Annotated in this window: 14 protein-coding genes; 8 read left to right on the top strand and 6 right to left on the bottom strand. The window is 68.2% G+C overall.

The genetic code is table 11. From position 1 onward, the window contains the following. The 3 genes from AB0N75_RS18635 to AB0N75_RS18625 form a co-directional block, all read left to right on the top strand. The coding region (locus AB0N75_RS18635; protein WP_364652431.1) for an N-acetylneuraminate synthase family protein at positions 1 to 261 on the top strand (261 nt) is incomplete at its 5' end. Positions 262 to 270: 9 nt separating this feature from the next. Continuing rightward, positions 271 to 1245: a glycosyltransferase family 2 protein gene (locus tag AB0N75_RS18630; protein WP_364652430.1), complete on the top strand. Its 975-nt coding sequence runs from the start codon at positions 271 to 273 to the stop codon at positions 1243 to 1245. Continuing rightward, positions 1242 to 2597, top strand: a complete 1356-nt coding sequence (locus tag AB0N75_RS18625; protein ID WP_364652429.1) for a polysialyltransferase family glycosyltransferase — start codon at positions 1242 to 1244, stop codon at positions 2595 to 2597. The genes AB0N75_RS18630 and AB0N75_RS18625 overlap by 4 nt, the downstream gene beginning before the upstream one ends. 60 nt (positions 2598 to 2657) lie before the next feature. On the opposite strand, the gene AB0N75_RS18620 is transcribed toward AB0N75_RS18625, so the two are convergent. Further along, positions 2658 to 3551 carry an acyl-CoA thioesterase II gene (locus AB0N75_RS18620; RefSeq protein ID WP_364652428.1) on the bottom strand — a complete coding sequence of 298 codons (894 nt, stop codon included), beginning with the start codon at positions 3549 to 3551 and terminating at the stop codon, positions 2658 to 2660. Between the two features lie 155 nt (positions 3552 to 3706). Between AB0N75_RS18620 and AB0N75_RS18615 the strand changes: the two genes are divergently transcribed. Together AB0N75_RS18615 and AB0N75_RS18610 are read left to right on the top strand one after the other, a co-directional pair. Then, positions 3707 to 4231 (top strand): thioesterase family protein, encoded by a 525-nt coding sequence (locus tag AB0N75_RS18615; RefSeq protein ID WP_364652427.1) that lies wholly within the window; start codon positions 3707 to 3709, stop codon positions 4229 to 4231. Beyond that, positions 4228 to 4905, top strand: a complete 678-nt coding sequence (locus tag AB0N75_RS18610) for a hypothetical protein (RefSeq protein ID WP_364652426.1) — start codon at positions 4228 to 4230, stop codon at positions 4903 to 4905. The genes AB0N75_RS18615 and AB0N75_RS18610 overlap by 4 nt, the downstream gene beginning before the upstream one ends. A 10-nt stretch (positions 4906 to 4915) precedes the next feature. On the opposite strand, the gene AB0N75_RS18605 is transcribed toward AB0N75_RS18610, so the two are convergent. From AB0N75_RS18605 to AB0N75_RS18585, 5 genes are all read right to left on the bottom strand, one after another. Then, entirely contained in the window at positions 4916 to 5374 is a 459-nt protein-coding gene (locus AB0N75_RS18605) for a globin (protein ID WP_364652432.1), read from the bottom strand. Positions 5375 to 5483: 109 nt separating this feature from the next. Then, the gene (locus tag AB0N75_RS18600; protein WP_364652425.1) at positions 5484 to 5957 is read right to left on the bottom strand and encodes an OsmC family protein; all 474 of its coding nucleotides are present in this window, start codon (positions 5955 to 5957) and stop codon (positions 5484 to 5486) included. A gap of 58 nt (positions 5958 to 6015) precedes the next feature. Then, positions 6016 to 8142 (bottom strand): DUF6541 family protein, encoded by a 2127-nt coding sequence (locus AB0N75_RS18595; protein WP_364652424.1) that lies wholly within the window; start codon positions 8140 to 8142, stop codon positions 6016 to 6018. A gap of 347 nt (positions 8143 to 8489) precedes the next feature. Continuing rightward, positions 8490 to 11042 carry an aminopeptidase N gene (pepN, locus tag AB0N75_RS18590; protein WP_364652423.1) on the bottom strand — a complete coding sequence of 851 codons (2553 nt, stop codon included), beginning with the start codon at positions 11040 to 11042 and terminating at the stop codon, positions 8490 to 8492. Between the two features lie 202 nt (positions 11043 to 11244). Next, positions 11245 to 12804 (bottom strand): glycosyltransferase, encoded by a 1560-nt coding sequence (locus tag AB0N75_RS18585; RefSeq protein ID WP_364652422.1) that lies wholly within the window; start codon positions 12802 to 12804, stop codon positions 11245 to 11247. Between the two features lie 441 nt (positions 12805 to 13245). Between AB0N75_RS18585 and AB0N75_RS18580 the strand changes: the two genes are divergently transcribed. The 3 genes from AB0N75_RS18580 to AB0N75_RS18570 all read left to right on the top strand — a co-directional run bounded on the left by AB0N75_RS18580 (position 13246) and on the right by AB0N75_RS18570 (position 15831). After that, the gene (locus tag AB0N75_RS18580) at positions 13246 to 14253 is read left to right on the top strand and encodes a hypothetical protein (protein ID WP_364652421.1); all 1008 of its coding nucleotides are present in this window, start codon (positions 13246 to 13248) and stop codon (positions 14251 to 14253) included. Positions 14254 to 14338: 85 nt separating this feature from the next. Beyond that, on the top strand, positions 14339 to 14812 hold the full coding sequence (locus AB0N75_RS18575; RefSeq protein ID WP_364652420.1) for a ribose-5-phosphate isomerase: 474 nt from the start codon (positions 14339 to 14341) through the stop codon (positions 14810 to 14812). A 2-nt stretch (positions 14813 to 14814) separates the two neighbouring features. Beyond that, positions 14815 to 15831: a DNA-formamidopyrimidine glycosylase family protein gene (locus AB0N75_RS18570; RefSeq protein ID WP_364652419.1), complete on the top strand. Its 1017-nt coding sequence runs from the start codon at positions 14815 to 14817 to the stop codon at positions 15829 to 15831. The last annotated feature ends 294 nt before the right edge of the window (positions 15832 to 16125 follow it).

The following is a 16125-nucleotide window of genomic DNA, read 5'->3' as shown; positions in this document are numbered from 1 at the left end:
CCGGTGGGTTACTCCGGGCACGAGCGGGGCCTGCAGATCTCGCTCGCCGCGGTCGCTTTGGGCGCGGTCACGGTGGAGCGGCACATCACGCTGGATAGGACCATGTGGGGCTCGGACCAGGCGTCCTCGCTGGAGCCGAAGGGCTTCGAGGCGCTGATCCGTGACATCCGGATCCTCGAAGATGCCATGGGCGACGGCGTCAAGCGTGTCTTCCCGGGCGAGCTGGCACCGCTGTCCCGCCTGCGCCGGGTGGACGGCTAAGCACCCGCCATGAACCAGCCATTACTGAGCGTCATCATTCCGGCGAAAGACCAGGCACCTTTCATCCGCGACGCGATGACCAGCCTGACCCGCCAGTTCGATGATCCCTCGGTGATGGAAATCATCGTCATCGATGACGGTTCCACCGACGGGACCGGGGCGCTGGCCGCCGCCTTCACCGGCCGGCTCCCCGGCCTGCAGGTCCACCGCAACGACATCCCCCTGGGGGTGGCTTCGGCCCGCAACCGCGGCCTCGACCATGCCACCGGCCGCTTCATCACTTTCTTCGATCCGGACGACTGGTACGCCCCGGGGCACCTGGCGAAAATCACCGCCGACATTGCCGCTCTCGAGGTGGACTTCCTCCGGGTGGACCACATCCGCCACGCCAACGGTAATCGTTCGCTGCAGCGGGCCCCCCAGGCTCGACGAGGCGTCCGCCTCGACCCGCGCGAGAGCATCATGCCGGAGACGGCAGCGACCATGGTGGACTACCCGTACTCGTGGGCAGGCATCTTCAGCAGCGCACTCGCGGCGTCGGGGCTACTTCATTTTCCCGAGGGCCAGCACACCGCCGAAGACCGCGCATGGATCTGGCGGCTGCATCTGGGCGCCCGGTCCTATGCCGTGGTAAATGCCCCCGGAATCCTGTATCGCCGTGGAGTCTCCAGTTCCCTCACGCAGATCTACGACGAACGGCAACTCGACTTCTTGACCGCATTCCTGGACATCTTTGGAATAGTCGGCGACGACGCCGAGGCCGGCAGATTCTGGCCGAAGGCGGTGCGCCAGTTTTTCGCGATTGCCTGTCACCATCTCAAGCGGGCGCCCGGGATGGAGGCGTGGATCCGCGAGGACCTCACTTTGGGCATTGAAGCCACGATGCGTCGTATTCCTGCCAAGGTCCGCGAGGAAAGCCTGCAAACGCTTGATGTTGAAAGACGCAAGATCCTGACCAACCTCATGGAGCGGAGCGTTCTTTGAAACAGTTGATCGCAGCCTCGACGCTGTATCAGTGCATCTCCCTGGCCGCCATGATCGACGATGGAAGCCTGCCCCCGGCCGACGAACGGATACTGGTCCTTGCCGGATCGGCACATCAACCTGAACTCAGCGTTCGAATCCAGGACACCCCTGGCTTCGAACGCATTGCAACGAGGTTCGACCGCATCGTCGACCTCGGCGCGTTGCTGTGGCCCCGCAGACCGGGCCAATTCAAGCCGCGCGAGGAAGAGTTGGCCCTCTGGGAGACTTTGCTGAGATCGCACTGGGAATTAGGCTCCGGCCCTCTTCAACTGGTGGTGGAATCGATTCAAGTGGACCCCGCCATCGCGTTATGCCGGATATTTGGCGACGCCACCGTTTGGGTGCATTCCGACGGGCTGATGAGCTATGGGCCGACGCGCAATGCGACTTCACTGAGCGTCGCCCAGCGACTCGACGGAATCATCTATGTGGACCTGGTTCCCGGACTGCATCCTCAGCTACTTGCAGAACATCAACCGACGATGGTTGCGGTGGAGCGGCCGCGCTTGAAGGCTGTCATAGAGGACGTGGCGGCCGTGAACAGCATCCCGGAGGAATTTGGGGTCTCGCAAGGCAGTACGGCACTGATCCTCGGACAGTACCTGGCGGACTTGGGAATCCTGACTGTTGAAGAGGAAGATCTCCTGCACCGCAAAATGCTGATGCAGGCTGCCAGCCGCGGTATCCGCCACTGCATCTTCAAGCCGCATCCCAGTGCCGGGCCGGCGGCGACCAAGCACATGCAGCAGACAGCCAAGCGACTGGGGATCGCGATCTCCGTGCTGGAGAGCCCGGTGCTGGCAGAGGTGGTGATGGAGAAGATCCGGCCGGACTTGGTCGTGAGTTGCTTTTCGACGGCATTGATCACGGCAAGATTTGTCTACGGTATCGAGACGATGGCAGTTGGGACGGAGATGCTGCTCGAACGCCTGACTCCCTACCAAAACAGCAACCGGATTCCTGTCACGATTGTGGATGCCATCCTGGTCAGGGGACTGGAACCGCCGGGAGACGAGGCCAGGATGCAACCCATCGAGCAGAGCTTGCAGGCGCTCGTCGAGGCTGTTTCTTACTGCATGCAGCCTCGCACCTTGGCGTCCGCCCGGGCATCGACAATCGAGTTCCTTGAGGGAACGGGCAGCGACAGCCTCCGGTATTTCAAGCGGCTTCGGCTGGCGAAGCTGGACCTTCCGGTCAGCGAGTATCCCAAGGAATCTCCTTCGCTCAGGAGCCTGCGGGTGTCCGGGCGTGGAGCGGTAAAACGCTGGCTGCGTCCCCTGCGCAGCCAGTCCGAACGGCGAGGAGCCTAGCGCGCGAACGGTCGATCCCGGTCCGACGCCCGGATCCGGACAGTGCCAGGGCCTGGACGTCTACGGACCCTCAGGGATCCGGATCATGCCTTCCTGGGCGACGGTGGCGACCAGTTCGCCGTCGCGGTTGAAGATTTTGCCGACGGCGAGGCCGCGGGCGCCGGAGGCGCTGGGGGAGGACTGGACATAGAGCAGCCAGTCGTCCACGCGCACCGGCCGGTGCCACCACATGGCGTGGTCCAGGCTGGCCACGCTCATGCCAGGAGTCACCCAGCTGACGCCGTGCTGGCGGAGGATGGGTTCCAGCAGCGTGTAGTCGCTGCCGAAGGCCAGCGCGGCGCGGTGCAGGCCCTGGTCGCCTGGCAGCGGACCCTTGGTCTTCATCCAGACGGCATTGACCGCCTGGCGTTCGCCCTTGGCCTGGATGTAGAGGGCGTCCTGGACGTGGCGGACGTCGAACGGCCGGTGGTAGGCCATGTGCTGCGCCACCGGGTGGTCCACCTTGCCCAGCAGATCGGCGGTGCTCGGCAGGGTGTCCGGGTCCGGGATGCCGTCCGGGAAGGTCTCCTGATGTTCCAGTCCTTCGGCGGGCGTCTGGAACGAGGCGATCATCGACAGGATCGGCACGCCGTTTTGGTAGGCATGGGTGCGGCGGGCGGAGAAGGACCGTCCGTCACGCAGCCGTTCGACGCCGAACGTGATCGGCAGGTCCGCGTCGCCGGCGCGCAGGAAGTAGCCGTGCATGGAGTGGATCGGCCGGTCGGGTTCCACCGTCCGCTGGGCCGCGATGACCGACTGGGCCAGCACCTGGCCGCCGAAGACGCGCCCGCGCGGCTGCTTTTCGGAGACGCCGACGAAGATTTCCTCATCCGTGTTGGCGCCGTCGGCGTCGGAGAGGTCCAGCAGCTCCAGCAACACTGCCGTCGGATCGGCGTGTTCCTCAATGGCGGTCATGTGCTCTCCTTGCCGGTTACCCGCGGGTACGAACATCTCCGACAGTAGTTCGCGCCCGCCAACCACTCAACTCCGGCGCGGCGGCAACATCCGCGAGCGGCGCTTCCGGTCTGGGCTGGTTCGTGGTGGCTGCCGCGCTTTGAGAAGATGGCAGCATGCCTACTGTTCCGCCGAATGCCCCGCGTTTCCCGATCCAGCTACGGTTCAGCGACATCGATTCCTACGGCCACGTGAACAATGTGACCTATCTGGGGTATCTGGAAACGGCCCGGGTGCTGCTGCACCTGACGCGGCCGGAGCAACCGGCACGAGCCGGCGGGGAGCCGGGCGCAACGCTGCGTGAACTGGCCGGCACCGACCACCAGACGCTGGTGGGGCGGCAGGAAATCGAATACCGGGTACCGCTGGAGTTCCGAACCGAACCCGTGCACGTGGGGGTATGGGTGACACGGATCGGCAACTCCAGCTTCGACCTGGGCTACGCCGTCGTCGATGAGGACCAGACCGGCACCGTGCATGCGCTGGGCGCGTCGACCATGGTGCTGGCATCTGCCGCCACGGGACGGCCGGTGCAACTGCCCGAGCGCTACCGCGCCGCGCTGCAGCAATGGGCCGGTCCGGCGGTTCCGTTCCGCAACAGCACCCAGACTGCCGACGCCGGACAGGGGGCCACCCAGTGACCCCCACTGTGACGCCCGTGCTGCAGCTGGCCGACGTGCAGGTGGCGGCGGATTTGAAGACCTATGTCAGCCGGGCCCGCGCCGCCGGAGAGGGCTCGATCCACCTGCAGGCCTTCGGCAGCGTGCTGGCCGCTTACGTGTGTTTGATGCGGCCGCGGATCCTGGGCGAATCGACGCCGACCATCCTGGGCCTGCGGGTGATGCCGCTGGCCGCGCCGGCGGCCGTCGAGGAGACCGTCCCGTTGGCTGCGGTCGGGGACCGGCTGGCCAGGATGGGGACTGAGGAAACAGGCCTGGCCGTTCCGCCGACCACGCTCACCGAGTCGTGGACCGGGGTGCTGCCGCCGCGCTCCGGCTGGGAGCACACCGGGGTGCTCGACTCCGCCGTGCTGGAGGAAGCCGCCCGGGACGGGATCCGGCAGGTTTCCGAGGCGCTGCCCGAGAGCCCGGGGCAGCTGATGGTCAACAATGCCCGCGGCACGGTGTGGAGCAGGCCGCTGCCGGGCACCGGCGGGCTGCCGGCCGGCGTCGAGCTTCCGTCCGGGGCGGCGTTTGCCGCGCTGACGTTGGGCTTCCTGGACGGGAACCCGGCTGCGGTGTACCGGAACGGCCGGTGGCTGCGGGTGAGCACCGGCCGTGGTCACGTGCTGGTGCGCGCCGGCGCCTCGCTCTAGAGCGAGCTGTTTAGGCGCTGTTGACCATCGAGTGGGCGGCGCGTTCGAAGTAATCCCAGAGGGTCTGCTCGTGCAGCGGCGGCAGTTCCAAGGAATCGACCGCCCGGCGCATGTGCGACAGCCAGCGGTCGCGGGCGTCGAAGTCCACCTTGAAGGGCTGGTGCCGCATCCGCAGCCTTGGGTGTCCGCGCTGTTCGCTGTAGGTTCCCGGGCCGCCCCAGTACTGCTCGAGGAACATCCGCATCCGGATCTTGGCCGGCCCCAGGTCCTCCTCGGGGTACATCTCCCGCAGCACGTCGTCCTCCGCGATGCCGTCGTAGAACACGTCCACCAGTTTCACGAACGTCTCGTGGCCGCCGACGGCGTTGTAGAAGTTGTCCGTGTACTCGGGCTGCTTGAACGCGTTCGCGGCCGCCGGTGCCGGAGTCAAGGTGGCCAGCGGCTGGCCGAAGCGGGACTGAATGGCCATACCCTCGGCCGGCTGCGTCGGAGCGGCGGGGGAGTCGGGCTGTGCGGGGTTCTGCGGTGTTTCGGTCATCGGTGGTCTCTGTTCGCTGATGCTGTCAGCATCCATTGTCTCAGCCGGGGACAACCACTGGTTCGTGCAGGACGGGGAAGTTCACGCTCCGCGCAATGAAACAGACCTTGTTGGCGTCCCCGTGCAGCCGTTGGGCGAGCTCGGCCTGCCCCGCATCCGCGATGGCAACGCGCGGCCTGAGCGTCACGGAAGTGAATTCGCCGCTGCCGTCCCGATTCAGGCGCAAGGTGCCCTCGGCGTCGTCATCGTAGGCGGTCACCACGATGCCGTTCTTCACCGCGATGTGCAGGTAGGAGAGCATGTGGCACTGGGACAGCGCGGTCAGCAGCAGTTGTTCCGGGTTCCAGCGGTCCTTGTCCCCGTGGAAGGTCGGATCCGCGGTGCCGGCCAGATCCGGCAGCCCTGCCGCGCGGACCACGTGGTCGCGCCCATAGCCGCGATAGCTGGCGGTACCGTCGCCCCGGTTGCCGGTCCAGTGGAGCGAAACTGCGTAGTGGTGCTGGGAGAGGTCCATGGGGACATTAAACCCCGCACCTCCGCGCTGCACCCGCCGCGACCCGATCCCGCGCGGCTCAGCGGCAGGCGGTGATTTCGTAGAGCGCCGCGCTGCCGTGGGAGGCGATGAGGCGGAAGCCGTGCGAAAAGTCGATGCGTTGGAAGCCCGGCCACTGGTGCTGTGCGCTGTGCTGGTAGCCGCGGATCGGTCCGTCGTCGTAGAGATAGGTGGCGCCGGTGCTCTGCAGCGCCGGGCAGACGCGGGGATCGGATGTGATGTTGCGGAAGTGCCGGCGCAGGTAGTCCTTGTCCTTGCTGCCCGCGCTGCTGACGTTCTGGAAGTAGACGGTTTGGTGGCCGGTGAGGGAGTAGATGTAGGGCAGGCCGTTGAACGGGTCGCCGATAACGACGGCGTCGTCGGGCAGCAGCGGCCCGAGTGAGCGGATGAAATCCTGCTCGTCGCCCAGCAGCGCCCGGCCGTCCCGGTGCTCGGTGATGCTGTAGCGGATGGAGGCCGCGTCGACGCGCACGTCGTGCCGGAAGACGCCGGTGGTCACGCAGAGCGCGGCCAGCACGGCGAAAGCCAGTCCGGCGGCTGCAAGATTGTGGCGATTGGCGCGGGCGGTGGGGGTGGCGCCGGCGCGCAGCGGGAGGATGAGTCGCACCAGCAGCGTGCACAACTGGTCCAACGCCAGTGCGGCGAAGACCACGCCGAAGATGTGGACCAGCGGGGCGATCCGCGGCGGGTCGGTGTACCAGAAGCCGGTCAGCCAGCGGAACGGCCGGTCTTCGGGCCCTGCGGCCAGGATGAACAGCACGACGGCGGCCGCCATCCCGGCCACCGCCGGCCAGGTCCTCCGGCTGAAGCACGCCAGCAGTGCACCGCAGACCATCAGGATGCCGACGGCGACGGCGTAGCTTCCCGGAACGGCATCGGCGCTGTCCGGCTGGCGCGGCAAGTCGAAGAACACCCACACCAGAGCGTCCGCCCAGTCCGCTGAGCGCGCCCGCGGGTAGGACATCACCGCCGCCAACTGTTGGGACTGGGTCAGCAGGACGACGACGGCGAGCAGGGCCGCCCCGAGCACTCCGACGGCGGCAACGAAGCCCCCGCGGTGGCTGCGCCACAGACGCGCCAGCCCGAGGACTGCGAGGCGTGCCAGATAGAAACCGCCGAGCACCAGCAGACTGGCGAGGGCCGAGGGATGGATCCAGGCGGCACCGAAGGTGACCATCGCGAGGGCCGCGAGGTCCGCCGTCGTCCTTCGCCACTCCGAGCGCGGCAGGGAACTTCCGGCTGCGTCGGCATTGTCGTCGGGTCCCGCGCCGGGGCGGGCATCCGTCCCGACGTCCGCTTCCGCTTCGGGTCCGGGGGTGGGGGCCTCAGTGCCGCCGGCGGGCCGAACAGCGCCCGGCAGCCGGTACTGCAGTTCGATGCCGAGCGCGAGGATGGCCGGCAGCAGGGCCGCCGCGAAGCCGTTGGGCCACTGGCCGGCGCGGAACATCTGGACGAAGGGAAAGGCCAGCATGGAGGAGGCGATCAGCGGCGTCAGGACCCAGACCAGCGGGCGGGCGGGACACATGGCGCGGGCGAGCAGCGCGAGCGAGGCCGGCCAGACCAGGCAGCCGATGACCAGGCAGGACAAATTGCCCGCCGTCACCACGTCGCCCGGCACCAGGGACACCATGGCGTGCCAGCCGGCCGGATAGAACGACGGCGGTGCGCCCCCGAAGATCGGCCAGATGCTCCACGGGCTGGCCTGACCGTTGTCCTTGATCCATTGCAGGACGTTGACGTGGTAGGTCGGATCCCACGCCTGCGACACGCGGTCGATGGACCCCATCGCCTCGAGCATCACCCAGCCGAGGATCAGGGCGGTGATGGCCAGCGACGCCGCCATCAGCCACCTTACCGAGCGCGGCACGGCCACGACGCGGGCTTCGGGCGGAGCGATGGCCCGTCCGATCAGCCAGCAGAGCCCAATGCCCAGCGCGGCCAGCACGGAGGCGGACAGCAGGTTCCAGCGCACGCCGGTGAGCAGGCAGGCCATTGTTCCGACCGCGGCCAGCGCGATGCCGGAGGCCGGGGCGAGCACCAGGGCGCGGATCGCCGGTTGCCGCAGTGCGCGGAGCGCCAGGAATCCGGGCAGGTAAAAAACGGCCAGCATGACCGCCAATTGCAAGGCAACCGTCAGCGGGCCCATGCCTGCTTCAGCCTCCAACAGTCACCGGCGGGCAACGGCCGTGCGTCCCGTGCCGCACCGGCGTCGATCCGGCGACGTCGGGGCTGGCGGCTGGACATCTGGCTCCTTCCCCTCCGCACTGTTGAGGCATTCTAGATCCACCGACGGCGTGTGCAGTACTTCTCCGCGGAGCGCTCAACGATCCGTAGATGCGGCCGGCAAGAAACGCAGCTGCCCGCCGGAACTGATGTTCCGGCGGGCAGTGTGCTGAGGCGTGCGGGTCTCCGCGCGGCCGGGTCTCCGTGCGGCCGGGCCTCTACTCGGCGCTGGCGCGCCTCCATCGACCTCCGAGGTCGTGCGGTCCCAGGTTAGCGGTCGGCGGCTTGGGCCTTGAGGGCGCGGACCACGCCGTCGCGGCTTTCCAGCACCAGTCGGCGCAGCGCGGGAGTGCGGTCCGCCAGCTTCTCCAGCCAGGCATCAGTGGCGTCCACGGTGGCCTGGGTGGTCAGCTGCGACGGGTAGAGCCCCACCACGATCTGCTGCGAGAGCTCGTGCGTGCGGGTGTTCCAGATGTCTTCGATGGCGTCGAAGTACTTGGCCGCATAAGGCTCCAGCAGCGTGGTGTCGTGCACCCGGGTGAAGCCGGCGATGACCGACTGCTGGGTGGCGTTGGGCAGGTCGCCCTTGACGACGACGGCGTCCCACGCCGCCGCTTTCGCCTCGGCGGTGGGGATGGCGGCCTGCGCCAGGGCCGCGGCACGCTGCCCGGTGGCGGTGTGGTCGCGCTCCAGTTCGGCGTCGATCTCGGCCTGGCCGAAGCGGCCGCCGGCCACCAGCGAGGTGAGCAGTTCCCAGCGCAGATCGGCGTCCACGGTCAGCCCGTCCAGCGTGCGCCCGCCGTCCAGCAGCGCGGCCACGGTGTCCAGCTGCTCCTCGGTCTGCGCGTGCACGGCGAAGGCCTTGGCGAACTGCAGCTGGGAGTCGGACCCGGCGGCTGCCTGCCCGGCCAGTTCCCAGAGCCGGTCCGCCGCGGCGATGGTCAGCCGCTTGCGGTCGTCCGGGTTCACATAGAAGGCCAGCGTGGTGGCCAGCTGGCGCAGCAGCACCAGCACCACCGAGGAGTCGGTCTCGTAGGCGATGTTGTTCAGCACCAGCTCCACGTACTCCCGCGCCGGGGTCTCGCCGTCGCGGGTGGCGTCCCACGCCGAGGCCAGCACCAGGGTGCGCGGCAGCGACGCGGTGAAGTCCTTCAGATGGGCCTTGGACGTGGCCAGCGAGGCCTCGTCCAAGCGGATCTTGGCGTAGGCCAGATCGTCGTCGTTGAGCAGCACCAGCGCGGGGCGGGCCAGGCCGGCCAGCTGCGGCACCTCGGTGCGCTCGCCGTCCACGTCCAGTTCCTCACGGTGCGTGCGCACCAGCTTGCCGTTGTTGTCCAGGTCGTAGAAGCCGACGGCGAGGCGGTGCGGCCGGATGGTCGGGTAGCCCGCCGGCGCAGACTGGAGGATCGCGAACGAGGTGATGGCACCGGCGTCGTCGGTGGAAATCTCCGGGCGCAGGGTGTTCACGCCGGCGGTTTCCAGCCACTTGGCGGACCAATCCTTCAGGTCCCGGCCACTGGAGACCTCCAGTTCGCCCAGCAGGTCGGCCAGCTCGGTGTTGGCCCAGGCATGCTTGCCGAAGTACTCGCGCACGCCGGCCATGAACTCCTCCTGCCCCACCCAGGCCACCAGCTGGCGCAGCACCGAGGCGCCCTTGGCGTAGGTGATGCCGTCGAAGTTGACCTGCACGTCCTCCAGGTCCTTGATCTCCGCGGTGATCGGGTGCGTGGAGGGCAGCTGGTCCTGCCGGTAGGCCCAGGACTTCTCCATGGACGCGAAGGTGGTCCACGCGTTGCTGTACTCGGTGGCTTCGGCGGCGGCGAGTGTGGACATGAACTCGGCGAAGGACTCGTTCAGCCACAGGTCGTTCCACCAGCGCATGGTGACCAGATCGCCGAACCACATGTGCGCCAGTTCGTGCAGCACGGTGATGGCCCGGCGCTCCACCATGGCGTCGGTGGGGCGGGAGCGGAACACGTAGTTCTCCAGGAAGGTGACCGCGCCGGCGTTCTCCATGGCGCCGGCGTTGAACTCCGGCACGAACAGCTGGTCGTACTTGGCAAACGGGTACGGGGTGCCGAACTGCTTCTCATAGAACTCGAAGCCCTGCCGGGTGAGGGTAAAGATGTTCTCGGCGTCCATGTACTGCATCAGCGACTTGCGCGCGAACACGCCCAGCGGGATGGTGCGGCCGTCGGAGCTGGTCAGCTCGCTGCGCACCGACTGGTACGGACCGGCGATCAGCGCGGTGATGTAGGAGGAGATCCGCGGGGTGGGCTCGAACGCCCAGGTGGCGGCAGCAGCGCCGTCGTCCGTGGAACCCACGTGCTGCGGCGCCGGCGTGGGGGAGTTGGAGATGACGTCCCAGTGCGACGGCGCCGTGACGGTGAAGCGGAAGGCCGCCTTCAGGTCCGGCTGCTCGAACACGGCGAACATGCGGCGCGAGTCGGGCACCTCGAACTGGCTGTACAGGTAGACCTCGTTGTCCACCGGGTCCACGAAGCGGTGCAGGCCCTCGCCGGTGTTCATGTAATGCGCGTCGGCGTCGATCTCCAGCACGTTGTGCTCGGCCAGGTCCGGCAGCTGGATGCGCACGCCGTCGGAGACCTCGGCCGGATCCAGCGCCGTGCCGTTGAGGGTGACCGAGCGGACGGTGTCCGTGATGGCGTCAATGAAGGTGGAGCCGCCCGCGGTGGCGGTGAAGGTGACCACGGTGTGCGAGCCGAAAACCTTGGCGCCGCGGGTGAGGTCCAGCGTGACGTCGTACGACTCGACGTTGAGCAGTTCGGCGCGGGCCCGCGCTTCGTCACGGGTGAGATTCAAACCTGGCAAGATCGCCTCCAGAAGTACGGGTGTCCTTTGGGTAAGGACCGGTCGGAAGTGCCGGGAATCTGAAAGAACCCTTGCACAATGTGGTCATTGTCTCACCGCGACGGGCGGCGGCGCAGCAGTTGTGGGAAAAAGGCGAATAGTTTCGGTTCTGTGTCCTCTCGGACGAGTTCTGTGTCTTTTCGGATGGTGTGGGTCAGCCGTTGAGTGCCTTGGTCCAGCCGGTGACATAGGCGGTTTCGTCGAACCGCTTCAGGGTTTCCCGGCTCTCCTGTGCCATCCGCGAGCGCAGCTCCGGGTCCCGCATCAGCGCCAAGATGCCGTCGGCCAAGGTCTGCCGGTCGCCGAACGGCGCCAGGAAGCCGTTCCTGCCGTGGCGAATCACGTCCCGCGGACCGTAGTTGGCGTCGTAGGCGGCGACCGGGACGCCGAAGGACATGCTCTCCAGCAGGATCAGCGGGAACCCTTCGGAGGCCGACGTCAGCAGTGTGGTGCAGGCCGTGGCGTAGATGTCCGCGGGGTTGTTGGTGAAGGGCGGGAAGTCGACGGCGGCGCCGAGGCCGAGTTCGTCGACCAGCGCGCGGATGGTCGCTTCTTCGTCGTCGCCATAGCCGAAGCCGAAGAGCTCCAGCCTGGCCTGCGGGTTGCCGGCCCGCACCAGGGCGAAAACCTGGATGGCCTCGTCCACGCGCTTCTTCGGGTGCAGGCGGGCGACCATGACCAGCCGGTTCGGATCGGTGGCCGGGGTGGCCGCCGAGGGCGCAGGCTGTTCCGGCGGCGCCAGCTGCCCGATGGTGTGCAGCCGGTCGGCGTGGCCGAACTCGGCGGCGATGTCCTCGCGCTGGGCGTCCGTGTGCAGGACGAGCCCGTCCCATCGGTCCAGATGCTCCAGCAGCCTGCGCCAGTTGCGGCTGACGCCCGAACCGGCGACGTACGGCGGCTCCAAGTGGTTGCTGTGCACGGCGGCGATGCGCCGCAGGTGGGGGTGCCGAACGCCGGCGATGGCGTCGTCCAAGGTCCGGCCGGGCAGGTTGTTCAGGTTCTCGCGGAATTCGGACGTGAGCACCGGAGACTCTTCGTCGGCCAGCAGTTGTTCGAAGGCATGCCGGTAGAGCTCGGCCGGATCCGCGAAGGCGAGGGCATCGCCGTCGTCGCGCGCCACGCCGTCGAACAGGTAGCAGCGTCCCCATTTGGGCGAGCCGGGCTGCTGCGTGATGGTCAGGAAGCAGCGGCCGTTGCGGCCGATCAGGCGCCGCGCGGTGGGCGTCTTGGACGCTTCCGGGAAATGCTGCACCAGCACCAGCCGGCCTTGGTCGTCCATGTCATCCCGGCGGATCCGCGTACGGTTGGGTGCCAATTGTTCGACAGCGGCGAGGGCGCCATCGGACTGGAACCTCACGTAGTATTCCTGCACCCCGTCACGGAAGTACCCGAAGGCGTAGCCGGAGTTGCCGACCGGAACAACGTCGTAGTCGGCCTCGGACGGCGGCTGGACCGGCTCGCGGGTGTCGGGCAGCGGGCTGGGGTCCAGCCCATAGAGGACGCTGCGGACCTTCACGTCCGGATGCAGGTGGCCGTCCGCCTTCAGCTCGGCCACCTCGCTGGCCAGCCGCAACTGCAGGCCCAGCACCTCGATCCAGACCTGTTCCACGGCGCCGTTCCTGGCCAGCGTGTTGGCCCGGGTTCGCACCGCCTTGACCAGGCCCCCGCGCTTGAGGGCCAGAGTGTTGACGGGGAAGTGGGCTATAGGCGACACGCTCGCATCCTGTCGGAACGGATGCCGCTATTGTTGCCGCCCCACGGGGATCCGTAAAGGGCCCGCGGCCGTGTGCAGAGCCTGGCTCCTGCGGTCAGTGGCGCCGGCTCAGGGTGTCCGGGGGAGCCGCCCTCAAGCAATGTTCAAGATCGAGCCGATCCCTTGTGCCGGACCGTGGAGACTGAAAGGTGGTCCTGTTCCCGCTGGCCTTTGCGGGCGGACTGTTCATGCCGGCGGTGATGGCTTACCGCGGGGACCAAGGGCGCCGGTTCCACTAACGCCGCCGGTGGCAACCGCCGTCGGGACCCAACCCGCCCGCCCCACCCCGCCCCCTCGACTATTCAGCAGGCGCCCTTTTCGGCCGCCATCAGGGCGCCTGCTGAATAGTGCTTGGGGCCGGGCGGTTACAGTCGGATCAGTACGCACAAGGACAGGGGAGAGATGAGCGGCACCATCACGGCCAGCGAGGCAACCTACCGGCCGACCTTCGACGTCAGGGCCGTGATCTTCGGCGTCGGCGTGCCGGTGCTGATGGCCGCCGGGCTTGGGCTGTGGCTGCTGTCCGTGGCCGGGCGGATGCCTGATCCGGTGGCCTCGCACTTTGACGCATCCGGCGTGGCCGATGATTTCTCCGGCTTCACCTCCACCGCGATTGCCGCCGTCGTCGTGACCGCTTTCACCGGGGCCGTATGCGGGTTCTGCATCGCCCTGTACGCCGTTCCGCTGGCCATGCGCCGCTTCGGCGTGGGATTCAGCATCCTGATCACCGCGTTCTGCGTGATGATCTTCGTGGCCGGCATCGCGCCGCAGCTCGACGCTGCGGACGCCGCCGGGACCCGACTCGACTGGGGGCTCTTCTGGGCCGGCGTCGGGCTGGCGGTGCTGCCGGCGATAGGCCTGCCCTGGCTGCTGAAGCGCGACGACCACGTCAACGCGGTGCCCGCCGAGGTTCCGGACGGCTCCCATCTCGACGTCGATGCCGCCCGCCGCGGCGAGGCGGTGGAGGTGAAAATCAGCGGCTCGCGGACCCTGATGACGGTTCTGGGCGTGCTGATGTTCGGGTCCATCGCGTGGCTGGCCGTGGCCTCCTGGTGGTGGCTGGTGGTGGCCGCAGTCCTCACCGCAGCCCTGTTGGCGTTCTTCGTGGCCACCGTGCGGGCCGACGCCGACGGGCTGAGCGTGCGGTTACTGGGCAGCTGGCGGATGGTGTCCATCCCGGTTTCGGACTTCCGCGTTGCCACGGCCGCGCGGGAGATCTACCCCATGCAGTACGGCGGGTGGGGCTACCGGATCTCCGCGTGGGGCTCGGCCTTCGTGGTGCGCACCGGACCCGCCGTGGTGCTGCATCTGGCCGGCGGCAAGGATTTTGTGGTCAACACGGACACGCTGCAGAACGCCGAGCGGATGGCCGCCGTCCTGAACGGCTACAAGACCGCAGCGCTGTCGTAAATCCGCCGCACATCAGGACCGGCGCGCCGCCTCCAGTAGGCTGGAAGCCGCCAATCTCCCTCCCCGCACGCAACAGAAGGACCCCATGCGCGTTCACATTGCCACCGACCACGCCGGCCTGGAACTCAGCCACCACCTGATCGAGCACCTGACCGGCCAGAGCCACGAGGTCATCGACCACGGGCCCACTGCGTACGACGCCGAGGACGACTACCCCTCGTTCTGCATCAACGCCGCGCTCGCCGTGGTGGCGGACCAGGCCGCCGGCGTGCAGGCGCTGGGCATCGTGCTGGGCGGCTCCGGCAACGGCGAGCAGATCGCGGCGAACAAGGTCAAGGGCATCCGCGCCGCGTTGGCCTGGAACCTGGACACCGCCAAGCTGGCCCGCGAGCACAACGACGCCAACGTCGTCGCCGTCGGCGGCCGCATGCACAGTGTGGAGGAAGCCACCGCCATCATCGAGGCGTTCCTGGCCGAGCCGTTCTCCAACGCCGAACGCCATGCCCGCCGGATCGGCAAGATCGCCTCCTACGAAACCACCGGCGAGGTCCCGGCCTAACCATGCCCGAAGGCCATTCGGTCCACCGGCTGGCCCGCCAGTTCCAGGACGTTTTCGCCGGCGCGAGGCTCGCCGTCTCCAGCCCGCAGGGCCGCTTCGCCGCCGGCGCCGCACGGCTCGACGGGGCCACGCTGCTGACCGCCCGTGCGCACGGCAAGCAGCTGTTCCTGGACTTCGACAACGGCCTGGTCCTCCGGGTCCACCTGGGTCTGTACGGGGCATGGAGTTTCGGCGGGGACGCGACCTTCCGCGGCGCCTCCAGCATTGGGGCGCCGCGCCGGGTGGGAGAGCGGGAAGCGTACGACGACGGTGCTCCCGTTGCGTACCACGGCCCGCCGGAGCCGGTGGGCCAGGTGCGCGTCCGGCTGGTCTCCGACCACGGCTGGGCGGACCTGCGCGGTCCCACCGCCTGCGAGGTGCTGATGCCCGAGGAAGCGTCCGCCGTCGTCGGTAAATTGGGGCCGGACCCGCTGCAGGACGGGGCCGTCTCTCAGCATGGTGACTCGCTGCCGGGCGGGGCCGACTCTCGGCATGGTGACTCGCTGCCGGGCGGGGCCGACCCTCGGCACGCCGGGGTTGAGCCGTTGCCGGCCGGGGCCGACCGGGCCTCCGAGTTCATCCGCCGGCTGACCTCCAAGCGCACCGCCGTCGGGCAGTTGCTGATGGACCAGAACGTCGTGGCCGGCGTCGGCAACATTTACCGGGCCGAGACGCTGTTCCGCCGCGGCCTGAGCCCCTGGCTGCCCGGCAAGCAGTTGTCCGCGGAGGAAGCGGGGCTGTTGTGGGCGGACATCGTGGATGTGATGGGCGATGGCGTCCGCGACGGCAAAATCATTACCACCCGGCCCGAACACCGGGACACCGACCCGGACGGCCGGGTGCTGCCGGTCTGGCCGGACAACGCGTACTACGTGTACCAGCGGCAGGGCATGGCGTGCCGGGTCTGCGGCAACCCTGTGGCGCTGACGGACATGACCGCCCGCAAGCTCTACTGGTGCCCTTCCTGCCAGCCCGCCTAGCTGGCGCAGCGGGTGCAGCATGTGCAGCGGGCCTGCCCACGCCGCCGGCGCGCCGCCTGTCTGCCCATGCCGCTGCGCCGCTACCTGCCTGCCCACGCGGCTGCGCCGCAGCATGCCTGCCCACGCCCCCTGCGGGGCCACGCCTCCCACCCACCCTATTTTTCGACGAGGGCAGGGTTTAGCCGCGAGGGCAGGGTCCATACGGTAACTGTCAACCTGTTTGAGATTTTTTAGGCGGCTTGTTGTGGGTCGTTCATCTCGGTCAGCGGCTCGGTATGCGGGTGGGGTTTGTTG

Source organism: Arthrobacter sp. NPDC089319 (genome assembly GCF_040684925.1).
Classification (GTDB): Bacteria; Actinomycetota; Actinomycetes; order Actinomycetales; family Micrococcaceae; genus Crystallibacter.
This window is presented reverse-complemented; position numbering and strand designations above follow the sequence as displayed.